This is a genomic window from Pseudoalteromonas sp. SR44-2, from assembly GCF_014163745.1.
Classification (GTDB): domain Bacteria; phylum Pseudomonadota; class Gammaproteobacteria; order Enterobacterales; family Alteromonadaceae; genus Pseudoalteromonas; species Pseudoalteromonas distincta.
The window spans coordinates 60442-77282 of record NZ_JACJDW010000014.1 but is presented as its reverse complement, the minus strand read 5'-3'; the positions used below and the strand labels follow the sequence as shown (position 1 = coordinate 77282).

The 16841-nt window shown below is 38.8% G+C and carries 16 protein-coding genes and 1 riboswitch; of the genes, 7 read left to right on the top strand and 9 right to left on the bottom strand.

The features are described 5' to 3' along the window. The first annotated feature begins 53 nt into the window (after window positions 1–53). Window positions 54–225: riboswitch (FMN riboswitch) on the top strand. A gap of 246 nt (window positions 226–471) precedes the next feature. Beyond that, a complete protein-coding gene (ribB, locus tag H5115_RS10600; RefSeq protein WP_182671740.1) occupies window positions 472–1125 on the top strand; it encodes a 3,4-dihydroxy-2-butanone-4-phosphate synthase in 654 nt (217 codons plus the stop codon). A gap of 80 nt (window positions 1126–1205) precedes the next feature. Here ribB and H5115_RS10595 read toward each other — a convergent pair whose 3' ends face one another. Continuing rightward, window positions 1206–1862: a nitroreductase family protein gene (locus tag H5115_RS10595; protein ID WP_004335410.1), complete on the bottom strand. Its 657-nt coding sequence runs from the start codon at window positions 1860–1862 to the stop codon at window positions 1206–1208. 362 nt (window positions 1863–2224) lie between these two features. Then, on the bottom strand, window positions 2225–3250 hold the full coding sequence (locus tag H5115_RS10590) for a zinc-binding alcohol dehydrogenase family protein (RefSeq protein ID WP_182755185.1): 1026 nt from the start codon (window positions 3248–3250) through the stop codon (window positions 2225–2227). A 133-nt stretch (window positions 3251–3383) separates the two neighbouring features. Between H5115_RS10590 and H5115_RS10585 the strand changes: the two genes are divergently transcribed. Genes H5115_RS10585 through rhlP form a run of 3 tightly spaced genes read left to right on the top strand, consistent with a single transcriptional unit; the run spans window position 3384 to window position 5525 of the window. Further along, window positions 3384–4319: a LysR family transcriptional regulator gene (locus tag H5115_RS10585; RefSeq protein WP_138489302.1), complete on the top strand. Its 936-nt coding sequence runs from the start codon at window positions 3384–3386 to the stop codon at window positions 4317–4319. 13 nt (window positions 4320–4332) lie between these two features. After that, the gene (locus H5115_RS10580) at window positions 4333–4677 is read left to right on the top strand and encodes a hypothetical protein (RefSeq protein WP_007375815.1); all 345 of its coding nucleotides are present in this window, start codon (window positions 4333–4335) and stop codon (window positions 4675–4677) included. Between the two features lie 53 nt (window positions 4678–4730). Next, window positions 4731–5525, top strand: coding sequence for a rhombotarget lipoprotein (gene rhlP / locus H5115_RS10575; RefSeq protein ID WP_182755208.1), 795 nt, complete (start codon window positions 4731–4733; stop codon window positions 5523–5525). 68 nt (window positions 5526–5593) lie between these two features. On the opposite strand, the gene H5115_RS10570 is transcribed toward rhlP, so the two are convergent. The 5 genes from H5115_RS10570 to H5115_RS10550 all read right to left on the bottom strand — a co-directional run bounded on the left by H5115_RS10570 (window position 5594) and on the right by H5115_RS10550 (window position 12325). Next, window positions 5594–6484, bottom strand: coding sequence for a dienelactone hydrolase family protein (locus H5115_RS10570; protein WP_182755183.1), 891 nt, complete (start codon window positions 6482–6484; stop codon window positions 5594–5596). A gap of 106 nt (window positions 6485–6590) precedes the next feature. Next, a complete protein-coding gene (locus H5115_RS10565) occupies window positions 6591–7547 on the bottom strand; it encodes a hypothetical protein (RefSeq protein ID WP_182673501.1) in 957 nt (318 codons plus the stop codon). A 124-nt stretch (window positions 7548–7671) separates the two neighbouring features. After that, complete coding sequence (locus H5115_RS10560; protein ID WP_220487235.1) at window positions 7672–7851, bottom strand: hypothetical protein; 180 nt, start codon at window positions 7849–7851, stop codon at window positions 7672–7674. 143 nt (window positions 7852–7994) lie between these two features. Continuing rightward, complete coding sequence (locus H5115_RS10555; protein ID WP_182755179.1) at window positions 7995–11144, bottom strand: efflux RND transporter permease subunit; 3150 nt, start codon at window positions 11142–11144, stop codon at window positions 7995–7997. Between the two features lie 2 nt (window positions 11145–11146). Beyond that, window positions 11147–12325, bottom strand: coding sequence for an efflux RND transporter periplasmic adaptor subunit (locus H5115_RS10550; RefSeq protein ID WP_182755177.1), 1179 nt, complete (start codon window positions 12323–12325; stop codon window positions 11147–11149). A gap of 169 nt (window positions 12326–12494) precedes the next feature. Here H5115_RS10550 and H5115_RS10545 point away from each other — a divergent pair, with 169 nt between their 5' ends. Both H5115_RS10545 and H5115_RS10540 read left to right on the top strand, forming a co-directional pair. Continuing rightward, the gene (locus H5115_RS10545) at window positions 12495–12758 is read left to right on the top strand and encodes a YkgJ family cysteine cluster protein (RefSeq protein ID WP_182755175.1); all 264 of its coding nucleotides are present in this window, start codon (window positions 12495–12497) and stop codon (window positions 12756–12758) included. 204 nt (window positions 12759–12962) lie between these two features. After that, a complete protein-coding gene (locus tag H5115_RS10540; RefSeq protein ID WP_182755173.1) occupies window positions 12963–13433 on the top strand; it encodes a hypothetical protein in 471 nt (156 codons plus the stop codon). 108 nt (window positions 13434–13541) lie between these two features. Here H5115_RS10540 and H5115_RS10535 read toward each other — a convergent pair whose 3' ends face one another. Beyond that, window positions 13542–15395, bottom strand: coding sequence for a TonB-dependent siderophore receptor (locus H5115_RS10535; protein ID WP_182755171.1), 1854 nt, complete (start codon window positions 15393–15395; stop codon window positions 13542–13544). Window positions 15396–15571: 176 nt separating this feature from the next. Here H5115_RS10535 and H5115_RS10530 point away from each other — a divergent pair, with 176 nt between their 5' ends. After that, window positions 15572–16060 carry a peptide-methionine (S)-S-oxide reductase gene (locus H5115_RS10530; RefSeq protein ID WP_182755169.1) on the top strand — a complete coding sequence of 163 codons (489 nt, stop codon included), beginning with the start codon at window positions 15572–15574 and terminating at the stop codon, window positions 16058–16060. A gap of 153 nt (window positions 16061–16213) precedes the next feature. Here H5115_RS10530 and H5115_RS10525 read toward each other — a convergent pair whose 3' ends face one another. Further along, the gene (locus H5115_RS10525; protein WP_024595193.1) at window positions 16214–16765 is read right to left on the bottom strand and encodes a DUF4136 domain-containing protein; all 552 of its coding nucleotides are present in this window, start codon (window positions 16763–16765) and stop codon (window positions 16214–16216) included. Window positions 16766–16841: the final 76 nt, after the last annotated feature.

Here is a 16841-nt window from a genome sequence, read left to right as displayed (position 1 = left end):
AAACAAATAAATACAAGCGTATAATATGCCTACAGTAAGTGCTAATGCTTACTGTAAATTCTCAGGGCGGGGTGAAATTCCCCACCGGCGGTATGTTTAATGTTTTTTATGACTTAAACGAGCCCGCGAGCGCTTTATTTAACTTATTTTAGGTTAAGTAAAGGTCAAGCAGATCTGGTGAGATGCCAGAGCCGACGGTTACAGTCCGGATGAAAGAGAATATGGCTTATTATACTAAAACCAATTTTATTAAAGACATGACCGTTGTATCGCGTTAAGTGAGCTATTTTCTTTGCGCTATAATTAGTCACTAATTTAATGTTAATTGGTATAACAGTGTGCGCTGCTTTTTGCTGCGTGCTTTTTGTTATTTTATTTAAGCTATTTTGGTAGTGATCGCTTTAAATTTAAGTGATGTATTACTGATCCTTTCACAGTCCTGAATCTATTATTTTTATTTGGAATATAATGATGATTCAGTCTCTACTTACTCAATTCGGCGAAAGCCATACCCGCGTACAAAGCGCAATCACTGCACTACAGCAAGGCCAAGGCGTACTTGTTGTTGATGATGAAAACCGTGAAAATGAAGGCGACTTTGTTTTTTCAGCTGAGCATTTAACGACTTCTCAAATGGCCGAAATGATCCGCGAAGGCAGCGGTATTGTTTGTTTATGCATGGGGGATGAGCGCATTAAACAGCTCGACTTACCGCAAATGGTAGCTAACAATACGAGTCAAAATAACACCGCTTATACAGTCACTATTGAAGCTAAGCATGGCGTAACAACAGGTGTGTCTGCTGCTGATAGAGTAACTACTATAAAAGCAGCGACAGCGGATAATGCAAAACCAAGTGATTTATCGCGCCCAGGGCATGTATTTGGTTTAAAGGCACAAACGGGTGGCGTATTAGTGCGTCGCGGTCATACCGAAGCATCCGTTGATTTAATGCAACTTGCCGGCTTAAAACCATTTGGCGTAATTTGCGAACTGACAAATCCAGATGGTTCAATGGCGCGCTTACCTGAGGTGAGTGATTATGCTAATAAACATAATATGACCGTGGTTTCTATTGAAGATTTAGTGCAATACATTCAGGCTGCACAGCGCAAAGTAAGTTAAACTGCTTTAAAGCAAAAAAACCACTTATTTAAATAAGTGGTTTTTTAATATTGTTATCATTTAAGTTTATAACGTATTACTTATAAAACCTGAATAACTTGCTCTTTTGCTAAGCGAGATTTAGGTAATTTAGCATTATAATCTTCAGCGCTATCATGATAGCCAAGTACTAATGCCACGTCGCATACGTAACCATCAAGTTCTTTTTCAAAGACTTCGCCAATCAGCTCGGCATCTACGCCTTCCATTGGGGTTGAATCAATGCCTAAACGTGCAGCGGCATGCATAGTGTTACCCAGTGCAATGTAAGTTTGTGCTTTAGTCCACTCTTCATTAACGCCTTGCTCATCAGTATTCATATCAACAAAGGCATAAGCACCAAAAGCTTGTTCGCGATTTTCTGCTTTAGTACGGCCGTTTTTAATATCTGCATCAATAACTTGTGCGTAGTCATCGCGGGTATATTTAGGATTGTGAGCGAATAATATTATATGCGAAGCTGTTTTAATATGTGGCTGGTTAAACGCAAATTTATTAGCAAATGTACTATGCATACGCTCTTTAGCCTCATCTGATTCAATTACGATGAATTTCCAAGGCTGCGAGTTAATAGATGATGGAGATAGGCGCATAGCTTCGTAAATAACGGCTAAATCGTCTTGAGATACACGTTTCGTTGCATCGTAACGTTTTGCTGTGTAACGCTTTTCTAAGTCATTAATAATAGGGTGAGTCATTAGTTTCTCCATTGAGTAGGTGTTTTACCAGTATTTACTATGTTGAGTCAGTTTTAGTAAAAACAAACCCTTTTAAAAATTTATTACAAAAATAATATCGTGTTTTTAAATCACTCTAATTATTTAATTCAATTGATATCTACGTAAAGTAAAGCCTATCAATATAGCTAGGTACGGATAGTAGTGGGTTATTACAATATGATAAACAGGTATATGGTTGAATCATTATCAAATATTATTAGGTAATAGTTTCTTTAATAAATATAAATACAGCCATAGCCACCCCGAAATATTGGTTGAAGACACCAATTACATTGGTGCCTCCAATTAATTCAGGCAGCGCGTATTTGGTATTTATAGAATTAAAAACCTTCCAATACTATTTTGCCAATAGAGCGACCTTCTTCAAGTTCTGCGTGTGCAATACGCAGGTTAGCCGCATTTATAACGCCTAAATTTTTACCAATCGTTGTTTGAATATGGCCCTGATCAATTAACTCAGCAACATGATTTAATAACTTGCTTTGCTCAATTAAATCTTTGGCATTAAACATTGAGCGGGCAAACATAAATTCCCAATGTAGCGATAAGCTCTTCATTTTTAATTTACTAACATCTAATGACTCAGGATCGTCAATCATTGCAATTTTACCAAATGGTGCAAGTACCTCTGTATACGCTTCAAAATAAGTATCAGTACTGTGCAGACTTGCTACATGTGTTACCGAGCCAATGTTTAATGCGTCAATTTGAGCCGGTAATGGTTTTGTATGATCAACAACATAATCTGCGCCTAGTTTTTTAACCCATGCTTGTGAGCTTTCACGCGATGCAGTGGCAATCACTGTTGCACCAGTAATCGCTTTAGCAAGCTGGATAAAAATAGAACCAACGCCGCCTGCGGCACCTGTTACTAAAATAACTTCGTCTGATTTTGTTTTTGCATCAGCTGCTTGTTTTACAATGTTTAAATGCTCAAATAATAACTCGTACGCTGTTATTGCAGTAAGTGGTAATGCAGCAGCTTCAGCATCGTTTAAGCTTTGTGGTTTGAACCCTACAATGCGCTCATCCACTAATTGAAATTCTGCATTACTACCTGGGCGGGTAATATCACCTGCGTAGTAAACCGCATCACCTGGTTTAAAGTCTGTAACAGCTTCACCTGTTGCAACCACTTCGCCAACTGCATCCCAACCAATAACTTTTATTTCACCGTTTGTTGGTGGCATATATAGGCGCACTTTATAATCGGCAGGGTTAACTGCAATAGCTTTAACTTTAATTAATAAATCACGACCTGTTGCAACTGGCTGTGGTAATTCAACATCAATTAACGACTCAGGGTTTGAAACAGGAAGAGATTTTTTATAACCAATGGCTTTCATAATAAGTGTCCTAATCTATTTACATATAAGGTGCAAGCCATGCTTTGGCTAGCTGATGGATAGATAGTAGACCTTGCTTTAATATAGATAAACCGCATAATTGTTGAATCATTATCAAATATAAATAGATAATATGAACATAGAAGATTTAAAACTTATTTTAAAAGTAGCTGAGTTTAGAAGTATTACGCTCGCAGCTGCTAAGTTAGATATGCGTACAGCCACAGCAAGCGCTGCTATTAAACGTGTTGAGGCAGCCCTTGGTAGTGAGCTATTTGTTCGGACAACACGTCATTTAAGGTTATCGGCTGCTGGGGAGCGCTACATACCACAATGTGAGCAGGCTTTAGCTGTACTTGAGCTTGCAAAGCAAAATCTAAAAGGTGAGCACGACGAAATAGAAGGCGAGCTGCGTGTTGCCCTTTCATCTGATTTAGGCCGTAACTTAGTGATCCCATGGATTGATGAACTCATGGACACTTATCCAAAGCTAAGTTTAAGAACGCATATAAGTGATAGTAATATCGACTTTTACCGTGACTCAGTTGATATAGCGCTTCGTTATGGCTCGCCTAATGATGCTAGCGTTTATGGATTCAAAATTTGTAACGTACCGCGCTTGTTATGTGCAACTGACGAATATCTCTTACAAAACGGGGCTCCCATGCATCCCGATGATTTAGCGTCGCATCAAGGTTTGTTTTATCAGTTGCAGGATATTATAAATAATACGTGGGAATTCACCGATGGTGAGTCAAAATATAAAGTTAAAATGAATGGCAGGCGCGCCTCAAACGATGGCGATTTAGTAAGGCGCTGGTGCGTTGCGGGTAAAGGCTTGGCTGTAAAATCAGCCCTTGATATAGCCGATGATTTACTCAATGACAGGGTGGTTACTGTAATGCAAGATTATCAACATGTTAATGGTGAACTTTGGCTTATTTGCCCAAGTAGGCAGTCAATAACCCCAGCGGTGCGTTTACTACGTGATGCATGCAGAGCAAAATCCCAAGCTATTTTGCAGCAGTTGGTAAATAAAGGAATTATTGATAAAAGCGTACTGAGCTAATTAAGGAAGATTTATGCAAGTTGATGATATTAGAATTTTTATTCCCTGTAAAAATTATGAGCAATCTCAGCGCTTTTATAAAGCGCTTGGATTTAAGATTGAAGATGCCTCAAATGATTTATGCGTGTGTACTTTTGGCGAATGTACGTTCTTTTTACAGCGTTATTATAATAAAACGTTTGCTGAAAACTTAATGCTGCAACTTTGTGTGTTAAATATAGATGAAGCATATGAACTTATTAGTAACCTAAACGGTTTTGATATCCGCTTTGAGGGTATAAAACAAGAACCTTGGGGTAGCGTTATTTACTTATGGGGACCATCGGGTGAGCTTTGGCACGTAACTGAATTAAATTAAATTAAAAATAAAAAGGAATAAATGTGAAATTTAATAAATATATAATTATTTTTATGGCGACCTTACTTGCTTCTTGTAGTTCGTTTGTGAGTAACAATACAGGTAAAAATACGCAATCTAGTAGCTTAATGGACTTCTTATATCCTGATCAACAAAGCCGCTCTACCTATAAACCTGAGATACCTGTTTTAAAACTCCCTGTTACCGTCGGAATTGCATTTGTACCGTCTAAAAACTGGCAGCCAGACGGGTTAGAGACCCAGAACCAAGTCGAGTTACTCGAAAAAGTAAAAAAGTTATTTCTACAATATGATTACATTGACCGCATTGAAGTTATACCAAGTACCTATTTAAAAGGAGGTGAAGGTTTTGCAACACTCGAGCAAGTCGGGAGGCTTTACGATGTCGATGTAATGGCACTGGTTTCATATGATCAAGTTACGCAATCGTATGAAAATAATGCAGCCTTACTTTATTGGACAATAGTGGGTATGTACGTTATTCCAGGTAATGAAAATACAATTCAAACCTTTGTGGATACAGCTGTTTTTGATATTAAAAGTAGAAAAATGTTATTTAGAGCACCAGGTATAAGTAAACTTGAAAAAAGAACAACAGCAATAGGTATTGATGAAACGTTATCTGAAAAGTCGGCTGAAGGTTTTAATCTAGCAGTTAGTGATATGAGTACTAATTTAGATGCAGAACTAGCAAGGTTTAAAACACGTGTTAAAGAAGAAAAAATTGCAAAAGTCGAAAATAAAGATGGCTCTAGTAGCGGTGGCTCTTTGAGTATTTATTTACTCATCTTGTTGTCCTTATTAGTTATGCGTAGCAAAAAAATTTAAAGTTAATAAAAACCAAGTATTTTTAATAGTGCCACCGGCTTAGATCTGGTGGCATTATTTTTTATTCGTTAACTTAGCTTTTTATTGAAAAACTCAACGGTACGTTGCCATGCAAGCTCGGCATTGTCTCTATCATATCGACCTGTCGAGTCGTTATGAAAACCATGATTTGCCCCTTTATACATATGCATAGTGTATTCAACATTATTAGCTTTTAAATCTTGTTCGTACTGTGGCCACGACGCGTTTACACGTTTATCCAGCTCGCCTAATTGAATCATTAACGGTGCTTTAATATTTTTACGTAAACTTTCACTGGCGGGAGTGCCGTAAAAAGGCACGCCAGCGCTGATTAAATTACTATCTACTGCCGCTAAATAATTAACAATGTAGCCACCAAAACAAAAACCGACAGCGCCTAATTTACCGTTACTGTTAGCATGCGATTTTAAAAAGTGCGCTGCGGCAACAAAATCGTTTTGAATTTTAGCGCGATCCATGGTTTTTTGCATAGCGCGTCCTTCATCATCGTTACCAGGGTAGCCACCCAGTGGAAAGAGCGCGTCGGGTGCAAACGCAATAAAACCGACTTTAGCTAAGCGTCTTGCTACATCCTTTACGTAAGGGTTTAATCCACGGTTTTCGTGTATCACGAGTACAACGGGAAGCTTGCCTTCTATGTTTTTAGGGGTTGCTAAGTAACCTTTGCCTTTACCGTGCCCGTCTGGCGAATCGAATTCTTCGTACGTTGCTGTTATATCGACGTCATTAAACGACACTTGTTCAGCCAATGCGTAATTAGGTAATAATGCTGATGTAAGTACAGCCATCGAAACGCCAAGAGCAGCAAGGCCACCGAGTTTCTTCATAAAAGTACGTCGGTCCATTAAACCGTGGGCGTATTCGTCATACCAATCAAAGGCTTCTTGAGGAATGTGATCAGAGGGAGATGTATTCATGGCTGTTCCTTAACTTTATTATGTCTATTTATTATTTAAATACCATAACGTATTAGGGATAAAAAACGAGCAATATTTCTCTCAATTATTAGGACTGTTGCCAAAGTTATCCGTCAAGCAAGGAAAGGAGCACATTCCTTTGTTGTGCGGATATTAAAGAAACCATTTCAAGGTGATTTAAATCTTTTATCTCATAAATGCTCACTTTTGGATTATTAAGAGTAAGCAACCCATTATATGGACTCACTTTGTCTGCATTACTTGCAAGTATGTAAGTTTTTTCAGAATAACTAGGTGTGCTAAGTGCATTGAATAGATTAAGTTTGTAAGCAGGAACTCCACTTTCTTCAATTATTTTAATAGCCACTTCATTCAAATAATCATCACCTAAAAACATACTATAAGTAGGGTGAGTTAACCTAGCAATAGTATTTAATGCAGTTTTAAAATTAATCATAGGAGCAATAAGTATATGTTTATCAATATTTAGCTTGGTTTTTATGTGACTACTCGCAACTGCACCCATTGAATAGCTAATAAGAGATATATTTTCATATTCTTGTATCTTTATATATTCACTCACAATATTTGCGTTTACTAAACCAAAATCAAATGGTTCGTTTTGGTTAGGCGAAGGTGCAACAATAACGTCAGCTCCTGTAAAATGAGCAAGCCAGCGTGATTGCATGCCATAGATCGTGTAATCAACACCATAGCCTGGGAATAAAACGATTAAATTATTTTTTTTAACAGAGTGCTTATTTTCGTTATTTAAGTTTTCTTCGAACGTTTTAATTTTAGAATCGATTTTTAGTTCAAAATTGAGTGTAACCGTTGAAATTTCTGTGCCATTATTAAACATTGTTGGTGAGGTGTATAAAAAATCCACACAGTGTTTATTGCTTATACAATGTTGGGTTTTCTTCCCCAAAACATTGCTATCTACAACTGCTTTATCAAAAATAACAGGTTTAACTGGCTTCGTTATTTGCTTGGCAATAAAGTGCTGACAGCCGCTCAAAAGAGCAACATAAGACAAGATTAGAACTATAAAAAAACGCATTAGATTCCTTTCCTATATACAAAAATTTGTAAAAATAAAGCCTTAAGTGTCTAACTTTTAAGTACCTTCCATAGTATAAGATACAACGAATTTAAATAATGTGAACTTACCTAGGTTTGTAAATTCATTCATAACCAGTCTCTGATAAGCCCTCATCTACGCCGATTAAAAAGTCGAGCCCTACAAACGCAAACGATATTGCAACGGCGCCTAATAGCATTAAGTTGCGGTTATTCTTTTTGTAGCCAATTGTGGTTAGTACAGCAAAAACAATAAATAAAATAAGTTGAATTGAGCCCATCATTATTCCTTTTGAGGGTTATATTTATAGAGTTAAACTATCAGTAAGATAAAGACTTGGCAAATAGGTGAATATTATTTTTAAGCTAAAAATAAAAAGCTCGGCATATAATATGCCGAGCTTTTTTGGTTGGGATGTTACTTAATTTAGCTATTAGTAGGCGCTGGTTGGGCATCTACTAGTGGTGGCTTGCCACGCATTTTACGAACTAATCGTTTAGCATCTTCTAGTGCAACATACTGGCACGGTATAAGTATCAGTGTAATTACTGTGGCAAATAACACACCAAAAGCAAGTGATACAGCCATTGGGATAACAATTTTAGCTTGTAAACTCGTTTCAAAAATAATTGGCATTACACCAATAAAGGTAGTGATTGAGGTGAGTAGTATTGCCCTAAAGCGACGAGCACCGGCTTGTACTACTGCATCTTTAATTGCAACACCTTCGGCGCGGGCTTTATTTACAAAATCAACCATAACGAGGGAGTCATTTACGACCACACCCGCTACCGCAATAATGCCAAACATAGATAAGCTGCTCATAGTCATACCTAAAATCATATGGCCAAACATCGCGCCCACTACACCAAACGGAATAACCGACATTATAATAAGTGGCTGCGAGTAAGAGCGAAGTGGAATCGCTAATAAGGCAAATATAATCATCATTGATATACCAAAGTCACGAAGCTGTTCTGAAGCGCTATCCATTTCTTCTTGAATGCGCCCAGCTACATCACTTGTAACGCCAGGGTAGCTTTTAAGTAATGTTGGTAAGTATTCGTCACGAATTTCCTCAGCAATCGCAAATGGTTCGGCTTGGTCGGTATTTACCGCAGCCCATACGTTTACAGTGCGTTTAGAGTTTTCGCGGCGAATACGGTTAACACCGTCAACCAGCTTAACTTCGGCTACTTCACTTAGCGGTACTTCAGCGCCAGTAGGTGTAATAATACGCACACTTGCTATGTCACTTATTGAATTACGTTCGTCTTCTGGATAGCGGATCATGACTTTAATTTCTTCGCCTTCACGCAATATTCGCTGCGCTTCTAAGCCGTAGTAACTAAAGCTAACTTGCGACGCTACATCAGCAAGCGTTAAACCCATGCTGTAAGCGAGTGGTTTTAAATCAAGTTGCACTTCGTCGGTAGCGCTTTGCATTGAATCGTTTACGTCGCCAACGCCTTCCATTGTTTGTAATTTGGCTTTTAATTTACCAGCCACTTCTTTTAGCTCGTCAGCATTTTTGCCTTCTAGTTTAAAGCTAACGTCGCCATCATCTCGACCACCATTCATTATACTGTCTTGAATGGTCATGGTTTTAATGCCTGGTAGGGCGGGCATTTGCTCGCGCCATAACGCACTTAGGGCAAAGGTATCGATAGGGCGTAAATCAGGCTCCACCAAAATGGCCATAATATTTGCTTGCGTTCGCCCGCGCAGACTTACTGATAAATCGCGGATCATCGGTTTACCGTATTGCTCTTGTAGTTGCTGATCGACCTTTAACAACACGCTTTCTATTTTACGTGCGGTTTCAAGCGTTGCTTGCTCAGATGAGGCAAGGTTCATTTCTATATCAATACGTGGAAAGTCGTGCGGTATTTTAGGGTTTGGTACAAACTTAACTAAACCACCTGCAAACATACCTGCGCTTACAATAAGCAAACACATAAAGCCAACAATTACGGTATAGCGGTAGTGAATACAGCGGCCAACAAAAGGAAGGTAGTAGTTATTCACAAAGCTTTTTAAACCACTATCAATCACCATACGTAAGCGGTGTAATAGGTTTTTAGGATTTGGTTTACGTGGGTTCATTGCTGCAATATGCGCAGGTAAAATAAGTTTTGATTCAATGAGTGAAAAAATCAAACATAAAATAATCACGCCACCAATGGCCTTAGAAAAAGCAGCGCCAGGGCCGGTTGCGAGTGTTTGAGGTAAAAATGCCGCAATAGTCGTTAGTACACCAAAGGTTGCTGGCATCGCAACGCGTTTTACACCGCGTACAACGTTATCAAGTGTGTGACCGTATTTTTCTATTTCGGCACTGGCTGACTCGCCCACAACTATGGCGTCATCAACAACAATCCCGAGTACAAGTATAAAGGCAAAAAGAGAGGCTAGGTTAATTGTTACATCTAAAAAGCCAATAGGCATAAACAAAAAGGCGCCCAGAAAAGACACCGGTAAACCCATCATTACCCAAAATGCTAAGCGTAGCGGTAAAAATAGTGCCAGCACTATCATTACTAACAAGCCACCCCAAATCATGTTATCGACCATCATATCGAGTCGACCTTCAAGGTAGTAAGTTAAATCAACAATAGGAGATAGCTTAACGCCTGCAGGTAAAAGTGGCTCTTTAGTTGCCATGTAGCTTTTAAGTACTTTTGCTACATCGGTAATGTCTTGATCTTTTGATGCGTTTACTTCAAACGAGAGTGAATTTTTACCATTGTATTTTGAATATTGTAGACCTTCTTCAAAGCCATCATTAATAGTTGCAACATCGCCTAAATAAATTTGTGCGCCATCAGCAAGGGTAATAAGTGGCAGTTTTTCAAACTCAAAACCACGGTAGGCCTGTTTTTCAACACGCATCGAAATATAACCATTTTCAGAGCGTATTTGCCCCGCCGACATATTTGCCGAAAAGTTTTGCACGGCGCCTGCAATATCTCTAAATGTTAATCCGTACTCGCGTAGTTTATCAGGGCTGACTTCTATACCAATTTCGTATTCTAAGCCGCCGTTAAAATTAACAAGGTTAACGTGAGGCAGTGCTTGTAACTCGTCTTTTATATCGTTGCCAAGCTCTTTTAACTGGTAGTTACTCATGTCGCCGTAAAGCGCGAGTATCATTACCTCTTGCTCAAATTTATCGCGGCGCACAACAGGGCGTTCCATCCCCGCAGGAAAGGTGTTTATTGAATCAACTTGTACTTTAATTTCATCAAGTACTTCTTGTGGATTGTATTGCTCTTCTATTTCAATCCAGGCTTGTGAAAAACCACGGTTAGAGTAAGTAATTAGGCGTTTAATGCCTTCAATACCTTCGAGGTTTTCCTCAACTTTTATGGTTATGCCTTCTTCAACCTCTTGCGGGGCTGCACCTGGGTAAACTGCTTGTACGCTTATCCAGTTGCTTTCAAACTGTGGGAACATTTGTTTGCGAATGGTCATTGCCATTAAAATACCGCCCACTAATATAAATATCATTAGTAGGTTGGCTGCAACGGGATTTCGGGCAAACCATGCTATTAACCCTGTTTCACGAGTGTTCATGATTATTCCTCTTTCAGCGCAAGTTGAGTTACATCAGTTTTATCAGGCGCAATATCTTCAATTTTTACTGCCATACCTTCAGTTGGGTATTCAAGCGCTGAGGTAACAATTTGCTCGCCATTGTTTAACCCTTGGCTGGCTATAATCATGCCGTTTTGTTCGCGTATAATATTGAGGGTTTTAAAGGACAATGTTAAATCGTCATTTAAAATTACAATTTTATTATCTTTAACTAAGTGGTGGGCAACAATAATTGCGTTATCAAGCGGGCGACCTTCAATGGTAGCGTTAATGTACGAACCAAAACGAAGAGGACGTGTTTTATCGCCATAAGGTGTTGCAAGTTGTGCTACCAAATAGCTCATGCGGCTTGTTTGATCAACCACACCTTCGGTGCGAATTACTTTGGCTTGCCACATTGTTTGTTTACCTGCGTATTCTGCGTTAAATGTAACATTTGAGCCTACGCCGCCATTTTTTAAATATTGCAGTTCTCGATCGGCAACCGGTAAACGTACCTCTGCAACTGAGGTTGCGCTTAGTGCGCCAAAACTATTACCTGGGTTTACTACTGAACCCAAGCTAATTGTGCGCTCATTAATAATGGCATCATAAGGGGCTTTAATATAAGTACGCTCAAGATTGCGGCTAGCACGCTTAACACTTGCTTGAGCAGAGCGGTAACGCGCTAATTTTTCTGCCAGCTGTGGTTTTCGCAAATAAAGTTCTGATGCAATAGCGTCGCTTGAGTCTGACTTAATGCGCTCCCACTCAGCTTGAGCGACATGTGCTTGCGCGCGTTCTATTTCAAGTGCTGAGCTTGCTTGTGCTAAACCCGCTTGCGCTTCAATAAAGTCTGCTTCGTAATCATTTGCATCAATTCGTGCTAAAATATCGCCTTGCTTTACAAACGCGCCTTCTACAAATTGATCTGATACCGAAATAACTTGCCCGCTAACTTGTGCTATTAGCTCGGTACGATACTTTGGTTTAACAATGCCGTACGATTTAACATCGAGCGTTATAGAATCTAAAAGTACGCTTTGTGTTGCTACTAAAGGACGTAAATCTTGCTCTGGCTTTTCTTCGGGTGGTTTTTTCATTGCCATAAAGGCGAAAGCTAAAGCAATACCGCCTGCTAAAACAGCGATTGGGAGTATTATTTGTTTTGTAGTAGCCACAAGGCATTCCTTCATAATTGGTGGTGACAGAGCAATAATACGCAATAAAGTGTTTACAAGCTGTTTTAAGATGTAACAAAGCATTACATGTGTGTGTTACAACTCACTATGCGATTAATTAAGTTCCTAAAAAGAAATTAAAGTAAGTGTTTTTTATACAGAGGAAATTATGAAAACCGAATCGATGAATTGCAGGCTAGGCTGCGGCGCATGCTGTATTGCGCCAAGTATTAGTTCGCCTATTCCAGGTATGCCAAATGGTAAAAAAGCCGGAGAGCGTTGTATTCAGCTAGATGAACGTAATTTATGTAAGTTATTTGGTGTTGAAAGTCGACCAAAAGTATGTAGCGATTTTAGTGCCACGCTTGATGTGTGCGGGTCAACAAATGCACAAGCTTTAGCGCTTATTACAGAGCTCGAAGAGCTCACTTAGTGAGCTATTAAAATACACATATATTTACAATTTATTATTAATAAAAATCTCCACAAGGTTATTAAAAGCAGTCGTTAATATATTTTATGGCGAAATATTAGACATATTTAACTTTGTTGCTAATATAGGTAACTGTAAGATACTTTTTATAAATCTCATTTATAGGTGGTTTCGTTCAATCTTAATTTTTAAAAGGAAAGAAAAATGAAAAATTTACTTACAGCATTTACATTAGGTGTGACTTTATTAGGTTGTTCAAACTTACCCATTAAAACCGATATTAAAGAAGACCACTTTAGATTCGAAAACTTTAAAAGAGAGCAGGGAGTAGATCTAGAATATGTCCACTTGATGTGCTTTAAAAAAAGACCTACACAATGGGCTGAACCAAAGCAGTATATCAGTGGTGAGCATGATTTATGGGTAAAGGCGAGTGTTTCAAGCCCTGATGTTTTAAATAGTCAAAAGGAAGCTTTTGTTAATTTTAACGTTAATTTAGATTCTAATAAAAGCTACATGTTAAATAGAAAAAGGGATGGGGATAAAATATCAATCTGGATACAAGAAGTTGAAACCGGTACGGTTGTTTCGAAGGTTCTTACAGATGAGCTTAGTCGCCCCTTACAAATTGATAATGAGCTAAGAAAAAGACAATGTCGTTCTGGTTCAATATAAGCTGAGTAATCGTATTTCTTAATATTTAGTATGGCGTTTATTCCTTGCTAAATATTTATTCAAAGACCTGTTTTAAATAAACAGGTCTTTGAATGTGATGGCTCAATTCTACCAATTATACGTTGCGCTTAACGTATATTGCTCACCGCGCCCAGGTGTACCTGGTATTTCTTCAAACGACTCATCCCATAAGTTATCTGCCGCTAAGGTGATAAATAAATTACTCAACTGTGGCGGAGTTATTTTAAGCGTTAGCTGGGTAAATAACGCGTTGTCATTGCCGTTTCTAAGTGCATTTTTGTGTTGTGTACGCCATTCGTTATCTATTCTAAATTCTAAAATATCAGTTGGGTTGTACACAGCGCCAAGTGTTAAACGGTGATCAGGAAAGTTTAACGCGTAAAAGCTGGCATCAATATCGGCTGCGCCGTAGTTTTCTGATTTATGTAAATAGGTGTAGCTTGCTATAAGTTTTGCTGTATCAAAGTGCTTAGTCGCTAAAAATTCAACCCCTGCTGTATCAATATCAACTGGGTTTGCAAAGCGCGCTGAGGTTGAATCAAAATTAAAGGTCCAATCGGTTAAGTTATTATCTTTTCGATAAAAAATAGCCGAGTTTAACTGCCAGCTTTGTTCTTCAAGTAATAAACCTAGCTCCAAGTTTGATGTGGTTTCGCGCTCAAGGTTGTAATTACTTCTAAATAATCCCCCAGAATCACTGCCGCCAATGGCTGTATAGCCTGCAACTTGGCTCACCTGCGCGTATGATAAGTAAAGGGTTTGCGCTGTGCCGTCACTATTTTGGGTGTTTAAGGTTATGTCACCAATAGCTGATACTTCAGCATTATCACGATTTGTATCGTCAAACGCAGCACCTAAACGAAATGTAAGTTGTTTATTATCCTCAAGCGCCATTTTGTATTCAGGCAATACGCTTAATTTATAATACTTACGAGAGGTAAAGTTGTTTTCAAGTGTGGTTGATTCAATCGAGTCATCAATAAATTGTGCAGAGTAATTTATTGCCAGTGCATCACTTTGTGCATGACGACCCGAAAGTCCAAGCGATTTAACTTCACTTTTATGAAAAGCTTCAAATGCACTAGGATTTTCGCGCGAGTAAATATAGTGATCGTCATGGGTACGATAATAAGCAGATACTTCAAAGTTGCTGTTATCAGCGTAGTTTTGCTTGTGATTAAGCATCCAAAGACGGTTTTCTAAATCTTCAGTTTCGTTAACGCCAAAAGGGGTGTACAAGTTAGGCCAGCCAAAAAACTTATCTTGTGAGCCAAAAAACAAATCTGTTTGGCTGTGCTCGCTTGCTAATTGCACGCGAGCTGAGGCGCGCGAAAAGTCATGATCGCCATTATCAATGGTGCCATCACTTTGCGAATGAGAATACTCACCTTCAAAGCCCAGAGTATAGTTAGCTAAGCTATCAAGTTGTGTGTTTTTAGCAGCGTGAATACTTTGCAGATTAAAGTCGTTTGTACCAGTACCAAGGGATACACTACCGCCAGTAATAATCGGTTTCCAACCAAACGAAACTGTACCTACAGAGCTATTCATACCGTAAAGTGCGTTATCGGCACCGGTTAAAACATCTGGGCCGCTTAGAATTTGTGGTGCAATGGGGATTTCAGCAAAATAATGCCCAGATTGCGGGTCAAGCAGGGTAGCGCTTCCTACTCTAAAACCGGTGTTTTCAAAAATCCCACCACGAATAGTTACATCAGCTTGCGCCTCAGCCATATTACGCGATTGAAGGTCAACACGGGGGTCATATTCTAAATTAGAAATAGGCGAGTCGAATGTACCTACTGGCAACTTATTTGCAGTGGGTGAGGCCTCAACCGTTATTTTCTCGATTGCCGACTCATCAGATAGCGTATTAGCATTAGCAAATGCAGTAACGCTGCATAATATAGCAGGTATTATAAGGTGTGGTGTGCGATTCATGTGTTTCTCGTCATTTTTTATTTGTAGCTGCGGTTACAATTAATTTCAAAGCTTATATTTGAGCATGATAAAATAACTAAATGTAACAGCAGTCATTTTGTGCGCGATTGTACATTAATTTGTTAATAACTGCATTTGATAACCATTTACACTTTATTTATTGGGTAACATTTATAATGGATACGACACAACAAAATACTATTTACTTTGCTGGTGGCTGCCTGTGGGGCGTACAAGAGTTTTTAAAGCACTTACCAGGCGTAATAAGTACTGAAGCAGGACGCGCTAATGGTACAAGCAAAACCACTGACGGCGAATACGATGGTTATGCTGAGTGTGTAAAGGTCATTTTTCATCCAAAAGTGGTTAGCCTAAATAAACTGTTTGACTACTTTTTTGAAATTATTGACCCATACAGCATTAATAAACAAGGGGATGACGTAGGCCCTAAATACCGCACTGCTATTTACAGCAAAAACCAAAGCCATTTAGATGCAGCAAGCAATTATATAAATAAGCGCAGTGATGCCGATAAAATTGTGGTAGGGGTAGAGCTGCTAACTAACTACGTGCCAAGCGATCCTGAGCATCAAGACCGACTAACTAATCACCCTGATGATTACTGCCATATACCGCTTGAGTTACTGCATAAGTATAAATCGTAAATTTAACACGGTGTTTTTTTGTAGACGTGCAGCTTGCTGACGTGACGAGCGTAGCTCGTAATTACTTAAGTCTGTAAGCCCAAAAATACACACCCACAAAAAAGCTCACGTACTGTGAGCTTTTTTTAAAACTTACTTATAGCTAAATTTAACTTACTGCTGCTTTTGCGGCGGGAAGTTACTTAATATTTCGCTCACTGTTTTATTAATTGATGCTTCACGTTGTTCTGGCGATTGGTTTTTCTTTAATCGGCCTTCTTTTGCGCCGCGCCATACTAGCTGGTTAGATTCACGGTCTACAATATCAATAATCAGTGTGCCCACTTCGTATTCACGCGCGGTTGTGTCACGTTGAAAACCAGTACCCCAATAACCCCAATGCGGGCGGTAGTTTACATTAAATGTATCTACTTCAAGCTCTTTATCTACCGATGCATGATAGTTAACAAGTACATCAGCATTTGCTGCATCAACTAAGCTCATACCTAGGGTTTGGCTCAGTTCTGCGTTAACGGCAGTGCGAACACGTTTTTCCATTAGGCCATTAATTTGGTAATTATTTGTGTCTTTAGTTAGGCTGGCGTTTTCTACCCAAGCAAATGTTTTAAAATTACTAAAGTTGGCTGATTTATCGTAATCCCAATCTGGGGTTTGTGTACAGGCTGTAAGTAGTGCTAGCGCTGCAACAATAAGTATGTTTTTCATTACGTTTGCTCCAATAAAATGCATTAATTTAAAATAACACACATAGTTTAAATGTGTATTATTTAAACGTCCTAAA